Annotated in this window: 24 protein-coding genes; 14 read left to right on the forward strand and 10 right to left on the reverse strand. The window is 36.8% G+C overall.

All coding sequences use genetic code 11. The features are described from left to right. Positions 1-30 precede the first annotated feature (30 nt). The gene (gene trxB, locus SKM54_RS10375) at positions 31-984 is read right to left on the reverse strand and encodes a thioredoxin-disulfide reductase (protein WP_154772376.1); all 954 of its coding nucleotides are present in this window, start codon (positions 982-984) and stop codon (positions 31-33) included. A gap of 251 nt (positions 985-1,235) precedes the next feature. On the opposite strand from trxB, the gene SKM54_RS10380 reads away from it, so the two are divergent. Together SKM54_RS10380 and SKM54_RS10385 are read left to right on the forward strand one after the other, a co-directional pair. Beyond that, the gene (locus SKM54_RS10380) at positions 1,236-4,382 is read left to right on the forward strand and encodes a DNA translocase FtsK (protein ID WP_321095295.1); all 3,147 of its coding nucleotides are present in this window, start codon (positions 1,236-1,238) and stop codon (positions 4,380-4,382) included. Between the two features lie 94 nt (positions 4,383-4,476). Further along, positions 4,477-5,100 (forward strand): LysE family transporter, encoded by a 624-nt coding sequence (locus SKM54_RS10385; RefSeq protein WP_321090275.1) that lies wholly within the window; start codon positions 4,477-4,479, stop codon positions 5,098-5,100. A 65-nt stretch (positions 5,101-5,165) separates the two neighbouring features. On the opposite strand, the gene SKM54_RS10390 is transcribed toward SKM54_RS10385, so the two are convergent. The 6 genes from SKM54_RS10390 to SKM54_RS10415 form a co-directional block, all read right to left on the reverse strand. Beyond that, the gene (locus SKM54_RS10390) at positions 5,166-5,453 is read right to left on the reverse strand and encodes a PA4642 family protein (protein WP_154772379.1); all 288 of its coding nucleotides are present in this window, start codon (positions 5,451-5,453) and stop codon (positions 5,166-5,168) included. A 128-nt stretch (positions 5,454-5,581) separates the two neighbouring features. Then, entirely contained in the window at positions 5,582-5,854 is a 273-nt protein-coding gene (gene minE, locus SKM54_RS10395; RefSeq protein WP_154772380.1) for a cell division topological specificity factor MinE, read from the reverse strand. Position 5,855: 1 nt separating this feature from the next. Then, a complete protein-coding gene (minD, locus tag SKM54_RS10400) occupies positions 5,856-6,668 on the reverse strand; it encodes a septum site-determining protein MinD (protein ID WP_171501238.1) in 813 nt (270 codons plus the stop codon). Between the two features lie 67 nt (positions 6,669-6,735). Next, on the reverse strand, positions 6,736-7,449 hold the full coding sequence (gene minC, locus SKM54_RS10405) for a septum site-determining protein MinC (RefSeq protein WP_321095296.1): 714 nt from the start codon (positions 7,447-7,449) through the stop codon (positions 6,736-6,738). 118 nt (positions 7,450-7,567) lie between these two features. Continuing rightward, complete coding sequence (locus SKM54_RS10410; protein WP_321088739.1) at positions 7,568-8,626, reverse strand: preprotein translocase subunit SecA; 1,059 nt, start codon at positions 8,624-8,626, stop codon at positions 7,568-7,570. A gap of 11 nt (positions 8,627-8,637) precedes the next feature. Continuing rightward, positions 8,638-9,561 carry an acyltransferase gene (locus SKM54_RS10415; protein WP_321092167.1) on the reverse strand — a complete coding sequence of 308 codons (924 nt, stop codon included), beginning with the start codon at positions 9,559-9,561 and terminating at the stop codon, positions 8,638-8,640. A 245-nt stretch (positions 9,562-9,806) separates the two neighbouring features. Between SKM54_RS10415 and SKM54_RS10420 the strand changes: the two genes are divergently transcribed. The 9 genes from SKM54_RS10420 to SKM54_RS10460 all read left to right on the forward strand — a co-directional run bounded on the left by SKM54_RS10420 (position 9,807) and on the right by SKM54_RS10460 (position 18,990). Next, on the forward strand, positions 9,807-10,457 hold the full coding sequence (locus tag SKM54_RS10420; protein WP_154772384.1) for an OmpA family protein: 651 nt from the start codon (positions 9,807-9,809) through the stop codon (positions 10,455-10,457). Between the two features lie 141 nt (positions 10,458-10,598). Continuing rightward, complete coding sequence (locus tag SKM54_RS10425; RefSeq protein WP_154772385.1) at positions 10,599-12,641, forward strand: UvrD-helicase domain-containing protein; 2,043 nt, start codon at positions 10,599-10,601, stop codon at positions 12,639-12,641. A gap of 26 nt (positions 12,642-12,667) precedes the next feature. Then, positions 12,668-13,120 carry a dUTP diphosphatase gene (dut, locus tag SKM54_RS10430; RefSeq protein ID WP_321095297.1) on the forward strand — a complete coding sequence of 151 codons (453 nt, stop codon included), beginning with the start codon at positions 12,668-12,670 and terminating at the stop codon, positions 13,118-13,120. Between the two features lie 175 nt (positions 13,121-13,295). After that, the gene (locus tag SKM54_RS10435) at positions 13,296-14,720 is read left to right on the forward strand and encodes a phosphomannomutase/phosphoglucomutase (RefSeq protein ID WP_321095298.1); all 1,425 of its coding nucleotides are present in this window, start codon (positions 13,296-13,298) and stop codon (positions 14,718-14,720) included. Positions 14,721-14,730: 10 nt separating this feature from the next. Beyond that, on the forward strand, positions 14,731-15,627 hold the full coding sequence (argB, locus tag SKM54_RS10440) for an acetylglutamate kinase (RefSeq protein ID WP_154772388.1): 897 nt from the start codon (positions 14,731-14,733) through the stop codon (positions 15,625-15,627). Positions 15,628-15,848: 221 nt separating this feature from the next. After that, positions 15,849-16,697, forward strand: a complete 849-nt coding sequence (locus SKM54_RS10445) for a class II glutamine amidotransferase (protein WP_321090269.1) — start codon at positions 15,849-15,851, stop codon at positions 16,695-16,697. A gap of 273 nt (positions 16,698-16,970) precedes the next feature. After that, the gene (locus tag SKM54_RS10450; protein ID WP_154772390.1) at positions 16,971-17,426 is read left to right on the forward strand and encodes a bacteriohemerythrin; all 456 of its coding nucleotides are present in this window, start codon (positions 16,971-16,973) and stop codon (positions 17,424-17,426) included. A gap of 155 nt (positions 17,427-17,581) precedes the next feature. Next, the gene (locus tag SKM54_RS10455) at positions 17,582-18,664 is read left to right on the forward strand and encodes a hypothetical protein (RefSeq protein ID WP_321095299.1); all 1,083 of its coding nucleotides are present in this window, start codon (positions 17,582-17,584) and stop codon (positions 18,662-18,664) included. Continuing rightward, the gene (locus SKM54_RS10460; RefSeq protein ID WP_321088731.1) at positions 18,664-18,990 is read left to right on the forward strand and encodes an RnfH family protein; all 327 of its coding nucleotides are present in this window, start codon (positions 18,664-18,666) and stop codon (positions 18,988-18,990) included. Before SKM54_RS10455 ends, SKM54_RS10460 begins: the two co-directional genes overlap by 1 nt. Before the next feature lie 41 nt (positions 18,991-19,031). Here the strand turns inward: SKM54_RS10460 and SKM54_RS10465 are convergent, their stop codons facing one another. Next, positions 19,032-19,430, reverse strand: a complete 399-nt coding sequence (locus tag SKM54_RS10465) for an outer membrane protein assembly factor BamE (protein ID WP_248103108.1) — start codon at positions 19,428-19,430, stop codon at positions 19,032-19,034. A 111-nt stretch (positions 19,431-19,541) separates the two neighbouring features. Between SKM54_RS10465 and fur the strand changes: the two genes are divergently transcribed. Continuing rightward, positions 19,542-19,979: a ferric iron uptake transcriptional regulator gene (gene fur, locus SKM54_RS10470; protein ID WP_154772394.1), complete on the forward strand. Its 438-nt coding sequence runs from the start codon at positions 19,542-19,544 to the stop codon at positions 19,977-19,979. A 64-nt stretch (positions 19,980-20,043) separates the two neighbouring features. Here the strand turns inward: fur and SKM54_RS10475 are convergent, their stop codons facing one another. Further along, on the reverse strand, positions 20,044-21,165 hold the full coding sequence (locus SKM54_RS10475) for a PilT/PilU family type 4a pilus ATPase (protein WP_321090267.1): 1,122 nt from the start codon (positions 21,163-21,165) through the stop codon (positions 20,044-20,046). Between the two features lie 33 nt (positions 21,166-21,198). After that, entirely contained in the window at positions 21,199-22,236 is a 1,038-nt protein-coding gene (locus SKM54_RS10480; RefSeq protein ID WP_154772396.1) for a type IV pilus twitching motility protein PilT, read from the reverse strand. A 123-nt stretch (positions 22,237-22,359) separates the two neighbouring features. Here SKM54_RS10480 and SKM54_RS10485 point away from each other — a divergent pair, with 123 nt between their 5' ends. Continuing rightward, positions 22,360-23,046: a YggS family pyridoxal phosphate-dependent enzyme gene (locus SKM54_RS10485; protein WP_154772397.1), complete on the forward strand. Its 687-nt coding sequence runs from the start codon at positions 22,360-22,362 to the stop codon at positions 23,044-23,046. 110 nt (positions 23,047-23,156) lie between these two features. Beyond that, positions 23,157-23,579, forward strand: coding sequence for a hypothetical protein (locus tag SKM54_RS10490; protein ID WP_311918273.1), 423 nt, complete (start codon positions 23,157-23,159; stop codon positions 23,577-23,579). Positions 23,580-23,597: the final 18 nt, after the last annotated feature.

The raw sequence follows: 23,597 nt of genomic DNA on the forward strand, positions 1-23,597 counted from the left end.
CGAAGGTGGTTAAATTTCTGAATTAATTGATTATTCACCTAATGCATCGAGGTATTTCTCTGCATCTAGCGCAGCCATACAACCTGAACCCGCTGATGTAATTGCTTGGCGGTAAATGCTATCTGCAATATCACCTGCTGCAAATACACCAGGAATTGAAGTTTGAGTTGCATTACCTGCTGTACCGCTTTGCACTTGAATGTAACCATCACGAAGTTGTAATTGACCATCAAACATTTCGCTATTTGGCTTATGACCAATTGCAACAAAAAGACCTGTTACATCTACATCTTGAGTTGATTCATCTTTTGTAGATCGAAGACGTACAGTCGTTACACCTGTGTTGTCGCCAATTACTTCTTCAACTTGGTGATTCCAAATGATGCTAATTTTGCCTTCTTTTTCTTTTGCAAAAAGATGATCTTGTAGAATTTTCTCTGAACGTAAAGTGTCACGACGGTGAACTAGTGTTACATGAGATGCAATGTTTGAAAGGTAAAGTGCCTCTTCAACAGCAGTATTACCACCGCCCACAACCATTACTTTTTGGTTTTTGTAGAAGAAACCATCACAAGTTGCGCAAGCACTTACACCTTGCCCCATGAATTTCGCTTCAGATTCAAGACCTAAATATTGTGCTGTAGCACCTGTACAGATGATAAGCGCATCACATGTGAACTCTTCCATATCACCTTTAAGTACAAAAGGACGTACGCTTAAATCTACTTCATTGATATGGTCATAAACAATTTCAGTACCAAAACGTTCAGCATGCGCTTGCATTTGCTCCATAAGGGCAGGGCCTGTTAAGCCTTCAACGCCACCTGGCCAGTTATCTACTTCAGTTGTCGTTGTTAATTGACCACCAAGTTGTAAGCCAGCAATAAGTGTTGGTTTAAGATTGGCACGCGCTGCGTAAACTGCTGCGCTATATCCAGCAGGACCAGAGCCAAGAATAACCAAACGTGAGTGACGAGCGCTCATCTGTTGCATCCTTTTTTATTTAGAAATTTGTGAAATTATACGTGAAACTGTATAACAGTTGTGTGAGATTAAAGTCGATATTATTGATCATATAAATCGATTTGAACTATATAGAATCATCTTAAACACATACTCACATTATCTTGCATCTTTTTTTTATGAACAGGTGCATAATATAAAGTTAATTATCTGTAGATCTGAATTGGGTCTGCGAAAAAAAATACGATGAATAATTGGTTACAGGATAGTCTATGACAGCGGTGTCGAGTGCATATGCACAACGCTTTATAATCACATTATTTTTAATCTCATTTGGGATTTATCTGTTCCTTGCAACAGTAACTTATACACCGTTTGATCCGGGTTGGATGCATGTTTCTAGCGACACGCAAACCGTTTCGAATGCAAGTGGTGTGGTTGGGGCTTGGCTTGCAGATTTGTTGTTCGGCTTTTTAGGCTGGGCAAGTTTATTGGTGCCTTTGTACTTTTTTATTGAGGCAATTCAATTGTGGTGGCCACGAAGCTTTTTAAATAAGCCATTTCGTTATGCGGCACAATTTTTTATTATTTTATCGACATCAAGTATTTTGTACTTATTCTGGAATGTACCCGCAGATACGCTTGAAAATGCATCTGGCGGTATTATTGGTTATGAATTAGGTCAAAGCCTTTCTTCGCTTTTAACCATTTATGGTGCGAGTTTATTTTTAATAGTGTTTTGGGTTGTTTTATTTACACTTGCATTTGGCGTTAAATGGAATAAAACATGGAGCACAATAAAAGCAATTCCTGCTTATATGCAAGATTTGTTCTATAGAAATGCACCTGAAGCTGAAACCAATTTCAGCCATAAACCGATTCAAGTAAATGAAGAAAAAAATCAAAATACAGTGCCATCACCAACGCCAATTCAAGAAAATGTTGCTGTAGCTCCAATTGCTGTTGCATCTACCGTAATGAATGATGCTGCTGCAAATCGCTTATTTGAAGATATGGTTGACCGTGAAGAACGAGAAGATCAATCTCGATTTGAACAACAACAAAATCAAAAATATGCTTCTCAATTTGATAAAGACGACGAATTAGAACTCGAACGAGAACTTGAAAAAGCTCATCAGCAAGAACAAGAAAGTCCTAAAGTTGTTGAAACTGGTGAAGTTTGGCGTGCGATTCATGATGACTCAGAACAAAAGCATAAAAATGATATTAATGAGCTGTTAAAAGCATCGCAAGATATTCGTCAAGGTTATGAAACTCAAGCACATCAAACAACACCTGTTGATGCGTATCAACCTACATCGAATAAGCAAAATATTAATTGGGATGATGATGAAATCTTTGATGAGTTATTAGCAGCTGTTCCAAGTGCTAAAACTGCAACAGACGTTCATACGCCATTTAATCATGCGGATAGCCATGTAGATAGTAATTCAGATAAATATGTAGACAATCGTGCAGATTTTATTGTTCAGGAAAATGTAAGTTCTCCTGTAGCATCAGTTGCATCTTTAGCGACTCAAACAGCTTCAAATGTGGTTTCTACAGCAGCAACTACACATATTGCACTTGATGATTTTGATAGTTTAGATGATTTCTTGTTAGACGAAACAAAAGAAGTTCAGCCGACAGTACAATCTACAACGACAACAAGTAGTTATGCGCAATCTAGCCCATTTGTAAAAGCTCAAATTCAGACAGATTTACAGCAAACAGCACCGCTGGTATCTGAAGATGAAAAAGAGTTAATTAGCACTAATAAAGATGCATTCCGTGAAGCTTGGCAGGGCACGACAGGTGGGGTAGCTGTTGAAGAACCTGAACTTAAAGAAGATGACTTCGATTTAGATGCACCTTTAACAGATTCATTTGGTCGACCAATGTCACGAGCAATGCAAGTGGCAGCAAAACGTCGTGATTTACCAACACTTCCGGGCTTAGAAATTTTAGATAAAGTTGATCCGAATAAAAAGGTGAACTTTACTGCGGAGCAATTGGCGCGTTTATCTGAATTACTTGAAATTAAACTTCAAGAATTTAACGTTAAAGCAAAAGTGATAGAGGCTCAACCAGGGCCTGTAGTTACTCGTTTTGAACTCGATTTAGCACCTGGCGTGAAAGCATCTAAAGTCACGAATATTTCACGAGATTTAGCACGTTCTATGTCTATGGCTTCGGTACGTGTTGTCGAAGTTATTCCGGGTAAGCCGTATATTGGTATTGAGGTTCCAAACAGCACACGTGAAATGGTCCGTTTAATTGAATTGCTTGAAACACCAGCATATCGTGATCCAAATGCATTGCTCAGCATGGCAATGGGTAAAGATATTTCGGGTAATCCAGTATTAGCCGATTTAGCAAAAGCGCCACATATGTTGGTTGCAGGTACAACTGGTTCGGGTAAATCGGTTGCTGTGAATGCAATGTTATTGTCGATGTTATTGAAATATACGCCTGAACAATTGCGTTTAATTATGATCGACCCTAAACAGCTCGAACTTGCGAACTACAATGATATTCCGCATTTATTAACGCCTGTTGTAACAGATATGAAAGATGCTGTTAATGCATTAAATTGGTGTGTGAATGAGATGGAGCGACGCTATAAGCTCATGTCATTAATGAAAGTACGTAAGTTAAGTGATTTTAACAGTAAAATTGAAGATGCCATTGCCAATGGTGAAGATTTACTTGATCCAACGTGGAAGCCGGATGACACTGCAACAATAAATCGCGCACCACGATTAGAGCCAATGCCTTTAATTGTAATCGTTGCCGATGAATTTGCAGATATGATCATGCAGGTGGGTAAGAAAGCAGAAGAAATGATCACACGTTTGGCGCAAAAATCTCGTGCTGCGGGTATTCATTTATTACTTGCGACACAGCGCCCAACAGTTGATGTTGTTACAGGTCTAATTAAAGCCAATATTCCAACACGTGCAGCATTACGTGTAAACAGTAAGCTCGATTCGCGTACTATTTTAGATGGCGGTGGCGCAGAAGACTTACTTGGTCATGGTGATATGTTGTTCCTTGGGCCAGGTAAAATTGAACCTGAGCGTGTACACGGTGCATTTATTTCAGATGATGAAGTCAACCGTATTTGTGATGCATGGCGTGAGCGTGGTGATCCAAACTATATTGATGAGATTTTGACACCTTATGATGAAGAACCAACATCGCGTGGTTTTGAAGATGGAGAGGGTGGTTCAGACCGAGATGCTTTATATGATCAATGTGTTTCATTTGTACTAGAAACCCGTAAAGCATCTACATCGTCGTTACAGCGTAAATTTAGCCTTGGTTATAACCGTGCTGCACGTATCATCGATCAAATGGAAGAAAGTGGTATTGTGAGTGCAATGGGGCCAAATGGTAAGCGAGATATTTTGGTCTAATTCTATTATTGAGTTGAATCGTTTAATTTTGAATTTAATATAAACGAAAAGCAGTTTGCTCATCCAAACTGCTTTTTTATTGTGAGTATATAAAATGTTGTGGGCTTTATTGACGTTATTTTTTATTCATTTATGTGCTTTGGTTAGTCCTGGTCCAGATTTTTTTATTGTCTCTCAAACAGCTGTGAGTCGTTCACGTAAGCAGGCTATTTTTGTCGTGTTAGGTATTACATGTGCCATTTTCTTATGGGCACTATTTGCTTTGTTGGGGCTTAACTATATTCTTGAAAAGTTTGTTTGGTTACATAAAGTTTTATTGGTATTGGGTGGACTTTATTTATGCTGGTTAGGCTATCAATTACTCAAATCTGCATTTTCTAAGAAAGATGAAGCGTCACCATTAAAAGAAATTGAGTTGCCGCAGAGTAATTTGAGATTTTTCTTGCAAGGCTTATTTACTAATTTAGCAAATCCGAAAGCTGTGATTTATTTTGGTAGTGTATTTTCAATGTTCTTAGCAAATCCTGTGTTGAATGAATCACATACTTTATTATTGGCTATTGTGACATTAGAAAGTTTTGTTTGGTTCATGTTTGTGGTATTTATTTTTTCCTTACCAAGTTTTAAAAATGCATATCAAAAATCGACAAGATGGATTGACGGTTTAGTTGGTGGATTATTTAGTCTATTTGGTGGCTATCTAATTTTTACTAAATAAATTTTAAGTTTTTAAATATTAAATAAAAAAGACCGCAATTAGCGGTCTTTTTTATTTAAAAGTCTTTAAGCAAATTTTGCCAAAACTTCTAAGAATTCTGCACTTTGGCGAGGGTATTCAGCAATAATGTCGTGAATACGCTGACCTTCAGGATTCGTAGCATTTACGTCACGACCATCTGCAACAAACTGAGTTAATAAGCGAGTGTAGTCAAATGGACGCATGTGCTTGAATGCATGATATAACACGTGAAAATCAGCATTTACACCTTCAGGAGGAAGCTGAGTTAAATAGGCAAATACACGCTCATCTGACCATTCTTCATTAAACGTTGCTGGTTGAGACAATGCCATTACTAGCTCCTTGAAATCTTTTAAACAATAAAAAAGGGCAAAATATTTTCCGAGAGTGGAATTTATTATTTCCTAAACTATCTCATATTTTGCCCTGATTCAATTTGCTTGACTAATCAAAAATCAAATTAACGCTCTTCAGGTAAATTGATATTCATTTCAAGCATTTCAATGTTTGCTTCAGAACGCACAGACATTTGAATGTGTTGTTCATCTACACCACGTACATAGCGGTTAACCACTTGCATGATTTCTTTTTTCATTTGATCAATTTTGTCTTGGCTTAAACGTTTTCCAAGACCTTGTTCAGATGCAACGATAACTTTTAAACGATCTTTCGCCAATTGAGCGCTAGATGGTTTTTCTTCGCTACTAAATAACTTACTCCAGAATCCAGCCATCTTATGCTCCAAATAAACGTGCTAACCAACCTTTAGGCTTAACCGTAATGTGACGGTAAGGGCGATCTTCACCAAGGAAGCGTGCAACTAAATCATCGTAAGCTTGTCCAGCAGCATCTTCTGTAAATAAGATTACAGGCTTACCTTCGTTAGATGCTTGTAAGACACTTTTACACTCAGGAATTACACCAAGTGTTGGAATACGTAAAATATCTTTAGAGATATCGTCAATTGTTAACATTTCTTGCTTGTCTGCACGTTCAGGGTTGAAACGTGTAATACATAAATGTTTACGAATACGCCCTTCATTTTGCTCTACTTTCTTGGTTTTGCTATCAAGCATACCAATAATACGATCTGAGTCGCGAACAGACGAAATTTCTGGATTCGTTACAATAATAGCTTCATCTGCATGATACATCGCTAAGATTGCACCACGTTCGATACCTGCTGGTGAATCACAAATAATGTAGTCAAATTCTTGTGAAAGTTCATCCATTACACGTGCAACGCCTTCATCTGTTAAGGCATCTTTATCACGTGTTTGTGACGCGGGTAAAATAAATAGATTTTCGAGGTCTTTATCTTTAATAAGCGCTTGTTGTAGGCGAGCTTCGTTATTTAATACGTTTACGAAATCGTAAACTACACGACGTTCACACCCCATAATTAAATCTAGGTTACGTAAACCTACGTCAAAATCGATAACAACTGTTTTGTGGCCACGTTGAGCTAAGCCTGTTGCAAATGATGCGCTAGTTGTAGTTTTACCTACGCCACCTTTGCCTGATGTTACGACAACAATTTTCGCCACCGAATCCACTCCTGTAATGGTTTCAAATTCCCCTATTGTTTGGGGCTTTTTGGTGTTTATTTATACATTAAAATTGCAAGGCGTCAAATACGAGCTCTTGATTATCATTTAAATATATATGAACTGCTTTTTTTAGCACATGTTGTGGAATGTCGTCTGCAACACAATATGTTCCTGCAATAGAGACTAGTTCAGCTTCTAGTGAGTGACAAAAAATACGCGCTGCATGGTTTCCACCTGCACCTGCGATAACTCTACCACGGACGCTACCATAAATATGTACATTTCCTGAAGCAATTACTTCAGAACCGCTATTAATGCCACTATTTAGAATGATATCACCATCATTTTGTACAAGGCTTTGACCTGTACGTAAAATTTCATCATGGTATGACGTTATATGTTTAACAGTTGGTAGTATTGCAACTTCTTGAACTTGATCGGGTGGAGTATCTACTTTTACTTCAACTACTTGTTCTTTTGTTGCTTTAACTTGTTGCATTTGGCGGTCTGGCGGAAGAACAGGGAACTGAATTGCACGAGCTTGTTCTGCTAAAGGACCTTCTGTTACAGCCATTGGTTGTAAATCTAGGTCTATTAATAATTGAATAAGCGCAATGAGTTCTTGGTCAACTGAGCTTTCAATAACAGCCAGCGTACCTTGAGGTGCTGTTTTTTCAAGCATTGGAGATAGTTGCTTGCGGATAGCATCATGATCATTGGTGTCTAGGCTAATGCGAATTGCATTGACCATTCTGCCTTTTATCCGTATTTCAGCCATATTTTTTCCTTAAATCTTCTGACCTTTATTTTGGGGCGAAGCACATTTGTTTGTGGAGCAAATGCTAGAACAATTTTAATGATTTCTCTAGCACGGTTTTCATTTTTTTCACATTTGATCAATTTTTATTTGTTTTACTTTCTTCAAGTATTTGTTGCCATTGCTTCACTTTAACTTGTTGTTGAATGGCTTCCAAACTTTCAAATACGGCAGATTCTACAAGCTGTTCAATATGCGTATTATTTTCAAATGGTATCTTACTAATGCGTTCAGAGATATATTTATAACTGGTTAATTCACTATTTGCTTGATTCGTTGCAAAAGGATCAATTAAACCTTGTGTAATATTTTCTCCTAGACGCTGTCCAATACTTTGAATTTGTTGCTCAATTCGACCACCAACAATTGGAATAAGACGAAGCAATTGAGTAAGTTCTGGTGTATCTTCAATGGCTTTATTTACAATTAAACCTACATCTTTGGCAATAAGTTGACGATGTTGCTGTAACTCTTTGCCTAAAGAATCTTGAAGAATATCTGCCAAAGCAACAGCAAACAACTCTCTATGATGATTGACCACATTTTCAATGAGTTTCTTATGTGTTGTGCTTGTTGTCAGTTCGGTTTTAATGCCGTTCAAAACAGTTAAAACGATACGACTAGAAAGCTCTTCCATCACTAAATTATAATAAAAGTAAATTTGTTTATACCAACTTGCAGGGAAAATTTTATAACCATGATCATGTAATTGATAGGCGATAACACCTGCACGTAATAAACGTAAAAAACGTAATTGCGGTAAAATAGCTAAAATTTCATACCAATGCACAAACGGGAAGAAGAACCAACGTTGATGCTGTTTTAAAACAATGGCAATAAACCAACGAACAAAAAGTTCGATAATGAGAAAGCTAACAAACCAACCTTCTGTAACAACAACCCAAGGCCGAAGTTCACTTTTATAAAACTGTAGAATTTCGGGTAATTGAATGATTTTAAATAACCATTCACCAAAATCACTCATTAAAATTGCATTTGCAGATAAGCAGAAGAGGTTAATAATGATGAGAAACATCATAAATACGTCATAAGCTAACGCAACTTTCCAGCCCCATGAACCTTGTCGTACAAAATTAAAAGTTGGTTTAATTTGCTTTTTATTCGCATTGATGCTCATTTTGTTTAAAACTACTCCGCAGATGCAATATTTTGTTTCATTTTTTCAATGAGTTGGTCTTTTTCCGCCCATAAGTCATCAACCCATTTTTGAAAACGATCTCGATATTCTAGATCATCTTCATAATCTCCGCCATGAACCCATTCAGGGATATCAATTTTACGTAAATTTACCGCAATTTTTGGCACATCTCCTAACCAAAATTCGCCATAACCTGGCGCACCATTTGGGTAAATAATAGTCATATCAACAAGGGCATCTACATCTTTACCTAAAATATTTAAAGCTAATGCTAAACCACCAGCTTTAGGCTTGAGTAAATGCTTATATGGAGATTTTTGTTGCGCATGTTTTTCTGGCGTATAGCGCGTACCTTCCAAATAATTGAGTAAGGTAAATGGTTGACTAAGAAGTTGCTCGCAAGATTTTCGAGCTTCTTCAATATCTCTGTATTTGAGTTCAGGATTCTTTGCAATTTGTTCTTTTGAATGACGTTTCATCATTGGGAAGCCTAAAATTTTGAAAGCTTGACCAACAAATGGAATGAAAATAAGTTCCCATTTTGTGAAGAAACGAGTCAAAGGCATACGTGTTAAACCAAAATATTGATTGACCGTTGTATCGACCCAACTTTGATGATTACATGTCATTAAATAACGACCTTGCATGTTTAAATCTAAGTTGTCATCTACAGAAATATCCCATTCTGTATTGGGTAATACGTGGTCAATTAACCAATTATTTACAGTTAACCAGCTATTGGTAATTTGAATATTGGTTTCATCAACTTTACGTGATTTTTTAAATAATTTTGTAAGTCCTAAAGCAAGAACAGGTGGACCATGGAAGAATGTGCTTCCCGTAACAACCGTACCGACTGTAAGACCAGTTGTAATTTTTTTTAATAAAGGTTGTTTTTGCGATGATGCAGACATATCTCATCCTTAGGATAAAACCATTTTTGCGCAGTGTTTAAGCTAAATATAAAGCGAGTTGACCATATAGAAAAGCTTTAATGTTCAACTATGTAGGAAATATGGTGAACTTAGTCAAATAATTCAAATAAATATTACAAATTGTAATCAAACCACTTATTATTAACAAAAAATCAATGGTCTAACTACAAAAATTATTCCATTATTTTTGATGACAACAAAACATTAACATAGGAGTCATGCAAATGCGTGCACTAGCAATTTCAGCAGTAGTTGGGGCAATGGTTCTTTCTGGTTGCCAAACAACAGGTAATAACATCGGTGGTGTGGAATATGATAAAGCTGCGATTGGTGCTGTAGTTGGCGCTTTAGCGGGTTATGGTGTTTCTAAAGGTAATGCAAATACTTCTAGCCAAAACAACCGTGCTGCAGCAATTGGTGCAGTTTTAGGTGGTGTTGGTGGTGCGTATCTTGATAACAAAGAGAAAAAATTACGTGCAGCGACTGCAGGTTCAGGTATTGATGTAAGCCGTAATCCAGATGGTTCTGTTGGCCTAATTATGCCGGGCAACATTACATTTGATACAAACAAATCTGCAATCAAACCAAACTTCTATTCAACTTTAAACAAAGTTGCTCAAGTATTGGCTGAAGATAACAAGAGCGCGATTCTTGTAACTGGTTACACAGATAACACTGGTAACGATTCAATCAACATTCCATTGTCTCAAGCTCGTGCACAAGCTGTTGCTAGCTACATCTCTTCACAAGGTGTTTCTACAACTCGTATTAATGCACAAGGTCAAGGCGCTGCTAACCCAATCGCTGACAACTCTACTCCTGCAGGCCGTGAACAAAACCGCCGTGTAGAAATTAGTGTTTATGCAACTCAATAATTTTTATTGAGTCAAAAGAAAACCACCTTCGGGTGGTTTTTTTATTGAACAAGAAATAAAAAATAAATCGTTCAATTTTTTCAATATGAAAGTTGAGGGGAGATGTCTATAATCGACATCGAATATAAAAGAGGAAAAACTATGTCGTCGCTGGCAGGTCAATTGAATGACAAGCAACTTGAAGCCATGAAATACACTCAAGGACCCTTGTTAGTACTTGCAGGGGCGGGTTCAGGTAAAACATCTGTAATTACACGCAAAATTGCATATTTAGTTAAACATTGTGGTATTCCATCGCATCGCATTACAGCCATGACGTTTACCAATAAAGCTGCACGTGAAATGAAAGAGCGTGTAACAAAGTTGATGACGCGTGAAGAAGCCAAAGGTTTATCTGTTTCGACATTCCATAACTTTGGTTTGAATTTGCTCAGATTAGAGCTAAAAAATACACCGCTTAAAAATAACTTTTCTATTTTAGATGCAGATGATTGCAAACGTATTTTGATGGATTTAATGCATCGCGATAATTTGTCGGGTGCGGAAAGCAAAGAACTTATTGCGAAAGCAATGAAAATGATTTCAGATTGGAAAAATGATCTTATTCCGCCCGAGCAAGCTCACACCACATGTGAAACTCAGGAAGATGTTCAGTTTGCGCATTTGTATCAACTTTATGAACGTAACTTACGTGCTTATAACGCAGTCGATTTTGATGATTTAATTGTTATGCCTGCGCGTTTATTGCAAGAAAATGCAGAAGTTCGAGATAAATGGCAAAATCGTGTTCGTTATCTTTTGGTCGATGAGTATCAAGATACCAACACAGCTCAATATATTTTGGTGAAATTGCTTGTAGGGGTAATGGGGCAATTTACTGCCGTAGGTGATGATGACCAATCTATTTACGCATGGCGTGGTGCAAAGCCTGAAAATATGGCTTTGTTGCAGACCGATTTTCCCAATTTAAAAGTTGTTAAATTAGAACAAAACTATCGTTCAACTAGTCGTATTTTAAGAGCAGCCAATACGGTTATTGGAAATAATCCGCATTTATTTGACAAAAAATTATGGTCAGATAAAGGTCATGGTGAGGTGATTCGTGTTATTACTTGTCGTAATGATGACGATGAAGCAGAACGTGTAGTAAAAGACCTAATTACGCATAAATTGATGAATGGTAAAAGCTGGAAAGATTATGCGATTTTGTATCGTGGAAATTTCCAAGCACGTGTTCTAGAAACACAACTTCGTCAAATGCAAATTCCGTATAAACTTTCAGGCGGTCAGTCATTCTTTGGACGTGCCGAAATTAAAGATCTTATGAGTTATTTACGACTCATTATTAACCCTGAAGATGACAGTGCATTCTTACGTATTATTAATACGCCAAAACGTGCGATTGGGCCTGTAACACTTGAAAAGTTAGGTCTATTTGCACAAGAAAGTAATTTATCTTTACTGGCAGCTGCAGGCGATCAACGCTTAACCATGGCAATTCCGAAAAAAGCCACCACACAGCTTGCAGAGTTTGCAGACTTTATTAATACCTTTACCCGTAACCTAATTGAAGACGATGAACCTGTACCCATTATTCGCCAAATGATGCTAGAAGCAGGTTACATTGACTATGTTAAAGAAACTGCGGCAACGCCAGCACAAGAAAAAACTAAGCTCGATAATATTGAAGTTTTATATAGTAGTATTCAAAGTTTGATTAACCGTGCTGAAGATGTTGATGAAAAAAATATTGAAAGTGTAATTCGTAAAATGGTGTTGCTAGATATGTTAGAGCAACAGCAGGAAGAAGAAGACACAGACAAAGTAAATTTATTGACGCTACATGCTTCGAAAGGTCTAGAGTTTCCGTATGTGTATTTAATTGGTTTGGAAGAAGAAATTCTGCCGCATAAAAACTCAATTGCTGCCGATACTATTGAAGAAGAACGCCGTTTAATGTACGTAGGGATTACTCGTGCGCGTCAGGGTTTAACCATTACTTTGGCAGAACAGCGTAAAGCTGGCGGTCAAATGAAACAAATGACGCCAAGTCGTTTCTTAGATGAATTACCGCAAGATGAGTTAGATTGGTTAGGTCGTAAGAAAAAACTTGCAGGTGATATAGATCCTAAGTTACAAGCTCAACAGTATTTAGAAAATTTACGTTCACTGATTAAACGTTAATAAATTAATTGAATAGGAAAGAAAACATGAAAGTTCAAGTTAAAGTGCTCGACAAACGTCTTGGTGGCGAATGGCCAATGCCAACATATGCAACAGCAGGTTCTGCTGGTTTAGATTTACGTGCATGTGTAGATGAAGCAACTGTAATTGAACCAGGTCAAACTGTTTTGGTAAAAACAGGTCTTTCTATTTATATTGAAGATACCAACTTTGCAGGTGTAATTTTGCCACGTTCAGGCTTAGGTCATAAACATGGTATTGTTTTAGGTAACCTTGTTGGTTTAATCGATTCAGATTACCAAGGTGAGTTAATGGTTTCTGTTTGGAACCGTAGTCAAACTGCATTTACTTTAGAGCCAGGTGAGCGTTTAGCTCAATACGTACTTGTTCCAGTGGTACAAGCACAATTCGATTTAGTTGAAGAATTTGTTGCAACTGAACGTGGTGCAGGCGGCTTTGGTCATACAGGTAAAAACTAATTTGACTTGAAGACTAAAAAAGCGATAAAAAGTTATTTTTATCGCTTTTGCTTTAAATGTAACAAAAAGTGTATTAAAAATTACAGATAACTGAGAAAATAACAATTGTAGCGGTCTACAATCAAATTCTGCATTTATTTTTCCACACTCCAAATTAATTAAAAAATTATTGCCTATGAACCCAGCTCAGCAAATTTTTCCTATTCAGGTTTTCCGTGCTTACGATATTCGTGGCAAGGTCAGCATTTTGACGCCTGAATTTATATATGCTGTAGCAAATGGACTAGCAGAACTATTTTTAGAACGAGGCGAAAGTAATATTGTTTTGGGTTACGATGCACGAATTACAAGTGCTGAATATGCTGGAATTATACAACAAGCATGTATTGAAAAAGGTTTAAACGTCACGCTATTAGGAAGATGTTCAAGCCCGCAAATGTATTTTAGCGCACGTGAAAATGGCGGTAATGGCATTATGGTTACCGCGAGCCATAATGAAAAATGTGATAACGGCATTAAGTGGATGCTTCAGGGTTTTCCTCCTACACCTGAAATGATTCAAGCTGTTGCACAAAAATCTCAACAGTATTTTTCATCGACACATTACAAATTCTATAAAAAGCTAGAAGCTGAGCATATTCCACAGTTTTGCCAAGCTTACCAAGCACATTTAATTTCTGATATTCAATTAAAACGAAAATTTAAAGTCGCAATAGATGGTTTAAATGGCTCGGCAGGCGAATGCGCGGTTCATATATTAGAAAAATTAGGTTGTGACGTGATTGCTTTACGCTGTGACGCAAATGGTGAGTTTCCAGATCATGCACCCGATCCATCTAAAGAGCAGAATCTTGAAAAATTAAAATGTGCTGTTCAACAGCATGAAGCAGATATTGGCATTGCTTTAGATGGTGATGGCGATCGTTTAGTGATTTTAGATGAAAAAGCTAAGCTAATTTCAGCAGACCAATTACTGTCTTTAATTAGTGAAATTTGTTTAAAAACACATCCGAATAGTGAAATTGTTTTTGATGTGAAATGTTCGACTATGGTTCGTAATACTGTACGTCATTTAGGTGGTAAGCCTAAAATGATTCGTACAGGCAGTACTTTCTTAAGAACATATTTGGCACAATCGAGTGGTCAGGCTGTTTTTGGTGGTGAATATGCAGGTCATTATGTTTTTAATGATGGGCGCGGGCTTGGTTATGATGATGGCTTATATGCAGCACTCAGAATTTTAGAATATTTAAGTGAATCGGCAAATAAAACAGTGTCAGCATTATTTGAAAAGTATCCTAAAAGATCAAGTACTGAAGATACATATATTCATATTCATGATGTCGATACGGCTCAAGTACTTCAATATTTTGAACAGTTAAGTCTGAATGTTGACGCAGAATTAAGTAAAATTGATGGGATTCGACTTGATTTTGAGGACGGATTTGGCATTATTCGAGCATCGAATACGGGAGAGTATTTTACCGTACGTTTTGATGCCGATAATTCGACACGTTTAAATGAAATTCGAAATACATTTGTTACTATGTTAAGTGGTCGATATCCGAATATCGCACAAGACATTTTAGATGCTCAATAAGGAGAGGCGAATGCCACATCAGCAAACTGGCATCGACAAAGCACAAATTTTGACAGAAGCTTTGCCGTATATTCAACGTTTTGCGGGTAAAACCCTAGTTGTGAAATATGGCGGCAACGCAATGACCGATCCTGAGCTAGAAAGTTCGTTTGCTCGTGATATCGTATTGCTTAAAACAGTGGGTTTAAACCCAATTGTTGTTCATGGCGGTGGTCCACAAGTCGATTCATTTTTGAAGCAGCTTGGGCGTGAATCTGACCGTATTGATGGCATGCGCGTAACTGATCCTGCAACTATGGAAGTTGTTGAGATGGTATTGGGCGGCAGCGTGAACAAATCTATCGTGAATTTGATTAATAAACACGGTGGTCGTGCAATTGGCTTAACAGGTAAAGACGGCAATTTAATTCGTGCGCAAAAACTGTTAATGCAAAAAACAGCTGAAGATGGTTCTGTTCAAGAAATTGATTTAGGTTTAGTGGGCGAAGTGGTTGGTGTAAAGACTGACGTACTTGAAATGTTTACAGACAGCGACTTTATTCCTGTTATTGCGCCACTTGGTGTAGATGATGAAGGGAATACTTACAACATTAATGCTGACTTGGTTGCAGGTAAAGTTGCTGAAGCATTAGGCGCAGAGAAACTTGTTTTACTCACTAATATTAAAGGTGTATTAGACGAAAATAAAAACCTTTTAACAGGTTTAACAACGCAAGAAGTTGATCGTTTAATTGAAACAGGCGTAATTTATGGCGGGATGATTCCTAAAGTAGGTTGTGCATTAGATGCAGTTAAAGGCGGTGTTGTAAGCGCGCATATTGTTGATGGTCGTGTGCCACATGCAACATTGTTAGAAATTTTCACAGATCACGGTGTTGGAACATTAATTACCAATAGAGCGAAGTGAAAAAATTAGTTTGAATAAAAAAAGAGCCATTAAAGGCTCTTTTTTTAGTTTATTTCTTTTTCATTTTAAAGATGTCGAATTAAATAAATTGGACTAAATTTCAAAAGATACAGCAAATATTCTAAAAAGAAGACCTTATTTGGCAATGTGATTTGCAAAACGAAGCATGAGTCATGCAAAATATCTAACCATATAAAATAGATTTATTTGAAAGAAAAATTATGTGTCAGTTACTCGGAATGAATTGTGCAACACCTACGGATATTACATTTTCATTTCGTGGTTTTTCGCAACGCGCAGGAATTACTTCTGACCATTGCGATGGTTTTGGCATTGCGTTTTTTGAAGATAAAGCATGCCGTTTATTTGTAGATAATCAATCTGCTGTGGAATCTCCAATTGCAGAACTCATTCGAAATTATCCAATTAAATCACGCAATGTAATTGCGCATATTCGTAAAGCCACGCAAGGAAAAATCACCTTAGAAAATTCACATCCTTTTGTACGTGAGTTGTGGGGACGTCAGTGGATTTTTGCGCATAATGGCGATTTACATGGTTTTGAACCAACGCTATCGGGGCGTTTTACACCAATTGGCAATACAGATAGTGAACTATCATTTTGCTATTTGCTCGATCAATTAGTACAAAAATTTGGATATGAAGAGCCTTCATTAGATCAAATCTTTGATTTGTTATTGGAAGTTTCACCAAAAATTGCTGAGCATGGCACTTTTAATTTCTGTCTTTCAAATGGAAAGGCACTATTTAGTTATGCTGTAACAAAATTGCATTGGTTGGTGCGAGAGTATCCATTTCAGCCTGCACAGCTTGTTGATCTTGATGTTGAAGTCGATTTTAGTCAGCACACAACACCAGAAGATCGTGTTGCTGTAATTACGACTGAACCACTTACACAGAATGAAAAATGGATAGTATATAAGCCTGGTGAAATGATTTTATTTCAGCATGGTCAACCTATTCGCAAAGAGTCGACTCATATTGAACGCTTAGAACGTGAGCGTTTAAATCCTGAATTAAAGCGTATCACCAAGGCAGATCAATATTAAACTTGTGAAAATGGATTATTGATGTATTTAACAGTCTATTTATTTTTTGTAAAATGTGTCTAATTTATTAAAATGTTTAAAATCAATAGATTGGTTAATTAATAACTGATTCTTTTAGTATGGTTTAATGTTTAAATAAATATAAAACAATGACTTATTGTTTTTTTGATTAAAAACTAGATAAGTAGAGTAATTTAGTTGATTTTTATTTCATCAAAATGTGGCTACTATGCTTTGTAAGTGTTTAGTAACTTAAGATCAACAGGTGATCGCATGAAGATGAAATGGATTCCAGAATATAATACTGGTATCGATGTGATAGACGATCAACATAAACGAATTCTTGATTATATCAATGAAATTGTAGAGATTTCGGATCACACAGATAAAGATCGCATTAAACAGATTTTAGACAATATTATTGACTATACACAGTCACATTTTACGTTTGAAGAATCACTGCAAGAAGAAGCAGATTATAAATACCGTGTACCTCATAAACGTGTACATGATTTATTTATTAAAAAGATTGAATCTTATCGTGATAGATTCCAAATGGGGCATTCTATTGAAGCTGAGCTTCATGAAGTGTTGTCAAAATGGTTGATTAATCATATTCAGCACGATGATGCTGATTATGTAGGCGCTGTAAAAGAAAATATGATGGGCATTATTAAAGAAAAAGAGCAGAAAAGAGGTAAAAACTGGTTCGCTCGCTTTTTTTCATAATTGGGAATAAACGAAACAATAATAATTACATGCATGTTTTAATATTCAGCGCAGCAAATTATCTTTCGAGATAGTTTGCTTTTTCTTTTTATAGGGTTTTGATTTTCCGCGATGAGCAGGGCAAAATAGCCGTAGATTTTTATTAGGAAAGCATCATGCAAGATAATGCTATAGCAAGATGGATCTCGCCGCTGATGGCGTTTTGTCTATCATTTATTATTATTGCAACACTCGCACCTGTAACAGGTATTTTAGTTGAACGTCAAATTGACTTTTGGCTACTTTGGCTTGGTACCATGGTGATTTTAGCTTTACCTATTTGTTATTTAGAAATAGCGTTGGCAAAACGTTCAAAAACTACAGCTTTAGAAGCATTATCTAGTTTAACTCGTGATGCAGATGCTTCACAAAGATGGCGCTTAGTTGGTTGGTTAGCTGTTGTTTTCATTCCTTTTCTTGCGGGTGGAATGTTATCTAATGCAAGTCAGTTATTAAGCACATACACATCTACAGGTCTTCAAACGAATTTATTGTTTGTTGGACTTGCGATCGCTGCGTTTGCTATATCGTGTGTTTCACGCCAAATTATTGTTGTTTTAACTGCTATTGCCGTTATTGCATCAATTATTTTAGCTAATACAGCAGGTTCTACATTACCTGAGTGGACAATCACTCCATTAATGTTTGGCGAATGGGCGAATGCAACAATTCTAGCTTTAGTCGCAAGTGGTTTGGGCATGGGTATTTACTGGCAAAGTAGTTTAGCTGTTGTTAAGACAGAAGATGTTGCAACAAAAACAGCTTTACCTATTTGGATTGCACAATTACTTGCCGTTGTCGCATTTGGCTTTTTTGCAGCTCAAGCACAAATTCCTGCATTCGCACTTATATTTGCTGTGGTGACTTCTGCTGCGCTTGTTTTGCAACTTGCACGTGAACAGTTGGCTCAACGTCAAATCAATATTGCAATTCAATGGTTAATTTTAGCTGTTGCAACATTATTGTGGGCTATTCCATCTATTGCACCTATTTTTAATGTGGTGCTTATTCTTTGGGGCTTAGCAATTTGCTTTATTTATGCAATTTTTGTTGGCTGGATAATGAAAATTAGTCACTTACGTAAAGCATTAAATTTTAAAAGTGAAGCAATTTACAATATTTGGCGTATTTCAGTTCGTATTGTTTTACCACTTTCGATTATTGTTGCGCTTGTGTCGTACTTTGGGCAAATTTTATAATGTCGCAGAATCAAGATATTTGGGTTGCTTATGCAGCCCAAGATCAACAATTTCATATACGTGTAGATTATGTTGAAGGTATGACAGCATTGGATGCCATTGAAAAAAGTGGTATTCGTCAAAAAGTTGAACTGCCTGAAAACTTACAATTGGGGATTTTTGGCGTGCGCTTAAAAGATTTATCTCAACCGATTGAAATAGGGGATCGCGTAGAGATTTATCGGGCGCTTACAATTAATCCTAAAGATATTCGAAGAAAGCGTGCAGAAAACAATCCAACAAGTCGTTATTGTCGAAGTAATCGTTTTAAACAAGTGAAATCATAAAAAAACCCCTCATTGAGGGGTTTTTTTTAAATTTAAAGTGTTTATAGTGGTGGCGCATTCAAAATAGCTTCTTTAGAACCTGGTAAACCTGGTTGTGTTTCAGGAATTGTTTCTAAACCTTCAATATTCTGTACAATACCGTTTGCATCAAAGAATATTTTTAAATGCTGACCATGTGCTGCTGAAATTTTTGCTTTTTTAGCATAAGTTCCTGGGATGTAATTGTAGATATAGTCCCAGCGTAAAGGGTTTAAAGGGTCTGATATTGTTGGGCTTCCAAGCAAAAAGCGTACTTGTTGGTGACTCATACCAACCTGAACTTTAGATGCTTGAGCTTGAGTTAAAGGTGTACCCTGAGGAATATCAACTTTATAAACGCCCAAGGTTGAACAACCTGTGAGCAATGAAGCGACGAATAACGTCAACATGATTTTTTGCATTTTGCTACACTATCCCAATTAATTATGATGCATTTGATCCAAGGATAGATCATACTGCATCTAAACTTTGTTGCATATTCCAACTTTCATTTTGTTGAGAGACTTAACTACATGGCTATTTCAAATCAAGATTTACGTAAAGCTGGACTAAAAGTCACACTTCCGCGAATTAAAATATTGGAATTATTAGAAAATTCAAAACAACATCATTTAAGCGCAGAAGACATTTATAAGACTTTACTCGATCAAGGGGAAGATGTCGGTTTAGCAACTGTATATCGTGTATTAACACAGTTCGAAGCTGCCGGTATTATTCAACGTCATTATTTTGAAAACAATCATTCTGTTTTTGAAATTATGCAAGATGATCATCACGATCATTTAGTATGTTACAACTGCAACAAAGTTGTGGAGTTTCATAACGATGTTATTGAAACTGAACAGCACGAAGTTGCTAAAAAGTTCGGTTTTGAACTTACAGGACATTCGCTTAATCTTTATGGTTATTGCGATGCTTCAGAATGCCAAGAAGTATTCCGTAAGAAATAAAATATGTGGTATTAAAAAAGGCTTCGTTAAGAAGCCTTTTTTGTTTAAAAATATACTTTGAATTTTATTCAGTATCAAAGGTGATGCGACTTGTTGATTCTGATAATCGGCTTAAGCCACCCTCTTCAGAGAGCTTAATTTGTAGACGCAAATCGTTTGGTGAATCTGCATGCTTTAACGCTTCTTTATAGCTAATTTGCTTTGCTTGATACAAATCAAATAAAGCTTGGTCAAAAGTTTGCATCCCTAATTCACGTGAACGTTTCATGAGTTCTTTAATTTCATTTATTTCACCTTTACGAATTAAGTCAGAAATAAGCGGTGAATTAATTAAAATCTCAATTGCTGCACGTCTAGAATTGCCATCAACTGTTGGAATAAGTTGTTGTGCAATAATTGCTTGTAAATTTAAAGATAAATCCATAAACAATTGACTGTGGCGGTCAGCTTCAAAGAAGTGGATGATACGATCGAGTGCTTGGTTGGCATTGTTTGCATGCAAAGTTGCAAAAACTAAATGACCTGTTTCGGCAAAGGCAATAGCATAATTCATGGTTTCACGAGAGCGAATCTCACCAATCATAATGACATCTGGCGCCTGACGAAGCGTATTTTTTAATGCAACTTCAAATGAATCTGTATCTATACCAACTTCACGTTGCGTAATAATACAGCCTGCATGTTCGTGAATAAATTCAATAGGGTCTTCAATGGTAATGATATGACCTTTAGAATTTTGATTACGAAAGCCAATAACAGATGCTAGTGAAGTAGATTTACCCGTACCAGTTGCACCTACAAAAATTACAATACCTCGTTTTTTTAGGGCTAGGTCTTTTAAAATAGGTGGAAGATTTAACTCCTCAATTTCAGGAATACGTGTTTCAATACGACGTAATACCATCCCAGGTTGATCACGCTGTTGAAATGCACTTACACGAAAACGTGCAGTTTTATCTTTATTTGAAATTGCAAAGTTGCATTCACGTGTTTCTGAAAATTCTTGCTTCTGTTTGTCAGTCATAATTGCTTGTATAAGCTGACCAACAACTTCACCTGATAGCTTTGTTTTCACGACAGGCACAATTTGACCATTAATTTTCATTGATGGTTCAACATCTGCCGTAATAAATAGGTCAGATGCTTTTTGCTGAATCATGAGGTTCAATAAGTCATTAAAGTCCATAAGTGAATCCTTAACTGAAATTTAAAGTCTTATTTAGAGGAATGTTTCAGGCTGTTTTGCTGCAGTACGTGCAGTTTGTGCGCTAATTACACCTTTGTTGACTAAAGTTTTTAAGCTTTGGTCGAGCGTAGTCATGCCGTAGTTTGCACCTGTTTGAATTGCAGAATACATTTGCGCCACTTTGTTTTCACGAATTAAGTTACGAATAGCAGGAATACCAATCATAATTTCATGCGCAGCAACACGACCGCCACCATTTTTCTTTAAGAGTGTTTGAGAAATAACGGCTTGTAATGATTCTGACAACATGGCACGAACCATGTCTTTTTCTTCGGCAGGGAATACGTCAATTACACGGTCAATGGTTTTAGCCGCAGATGTGGTATGTAGCGTACCAAATACTAAGTGACCTGTTTCCGCAGCAGTTAGCGCTAAGCGAATCGTTTCAAGGTCACGCATCTCACCAACTAAGATAATATCTGGATCTTCACGCAGCGCTGAACGAAGTGCTTCATTAAAGCCATGTGTGTCACGGTGTACTTCACGTTGGTTCACCAAGCATTTTTTAGATTGGTGCACAAACTCGATTGGGTCTTCGACAGTTAAAATATGGTCATAACGGTTGTCGTTAATGTAATCAATCATTGCTGCAAGTGTTGTTGATTTACCCGAACCAGTAGGCCCTGTAACCAAAACAATACCACGTGGATATTCACAAATATCTTTAAAGATTTGAGTCATGCCCAAATCTTCCATTGTTAGTACTTTTGATGGAATTGTACGGAATACAGCGCCTGCACCACGGTTTTGGTTGAATGCGTTCACACGGAAACGAGCCACGCCAGGAACTTCAAATGAAAAGTCAGTTTCTAATTTTTCTTCATAATCGCGACGTTGTTTATCGTTCATAATGTCATAAACAAGTTTATGAACTTCTTTGTGTTCTAAGGCTGGTAAATTAATTTTGCGTACTTCACCATCCACACGAATCATTGGTGGCATACCCGCAGATAGATGTAAATCTGATGCATTATTTTTTGCAGAAAATGCGAGTAGTTCAGTAATGTCCATTTAAATCCCCGATAATGAGTAAATCTTAATTATTTTGTTAGAATAATACGGTTTTCCATCGGCTTAACCAACAGTTTGTTTGAGCCGAATGTAAATAATCATCTTGAAATGAGAAATACGTCAATGAATAGTCTGCAAACATCGCGAAATTTAGTTTTAGAACAAATAAAAAATGCATGTGAATTAGCGAATCGTTCAGAAAAAGATGTTCAGTTATTGGCTGTTTCAAAAACACATCCGAGTGAAATTTTGCAGAAAATGTATGAAGCAGGACAGCGTTCATTTGGAGAAAATTATTTACAAGAAGCTTTAGATAAAATTGAAGCATTAAAAGATTTAGAGATTGAATGGCATTTTATTGGTCATGTTCAACGTAATAAAACCAAACATTTAGCAGAAAAGTTTGCATGGGTGCATGGGGTCGATCGTTTAATTATTGCAGAGCGCTTATCGAATCAACGTGAAGCATCTCAAACGCCTTTAAATATTTGCTTACAAGTAAATATTGATGCACAAGATACAAAAGATGGTTGTTTACCTGCGGAAGTTGCCGATTTAGTAAGAACGATTAGCCAATTACCAAATTTACGTTTACGTGGATTGATGGTGATTCCTGCGCCAAATAACACACAAGCCTTTGCTGATGCGAAGGCGTTATTTGAACAAGTAAAGTCTGAGCATGCCAAACCTGAAGATTGGGATACCTTAAGCATGGGTATGTCTGGTGATATGGTAGATGCGATTGCAGCAGGTTCAACGATGGTACGTGTAGGAACAGCATTGTTCGGTGCAAGGGATTATTCGGTTTAGTGTTATGACATAGCCCATTGAACAATATATGTTTTATTGGAACTGTTCATATTTTTGACATATTTTTTTGCAATAATCGAAGCAAAGTTATGTATAAAAGGAGAATAGGCATGACAATAATACATAAAAGTGTAGTGGGTATTTTAATGCTACTTGGGGTAAGTACGGTTTGGGCGGATGATCGTATTTGTCGGGGTAGTTTAGGTGCTGTGCATATTGAAGATAATGTGAAAGTGCCACAAGGTGCAAATTGTCAAATGAATGGCACACGTGTTGATGGCAATATTGAAGTGTATTCACAAGCATCTTTAAAGTTAAATAATGCACATGTTGATGGTAATGTCATTTCAAAAAAGGCAAAAAGTATTGATATTTTGTCTTCAAATATTGATGGCAATATTGAGGCTAAAACTTATACGCCAACATTTAAAGTGAATAAAACTACAGTAGATGGAAATATTGTGTGTGAACAGGGTAGTCGCTTACAAGGTACAAAAAACCGTGTCGATGGAAACATTGAGTGCCGACGCTAAAGAAAAAGCCTGCGATAA

Source organism: Acinetobacter faecalis (assembly GCF_034187745.1).
Classification (GTDB): Bacteria; Pseudomonadota; Gammaproteobacteria; order Pseudomonadales; family Moraxellaceae; genus Acinetobacter; species Acinetobacter faecalis.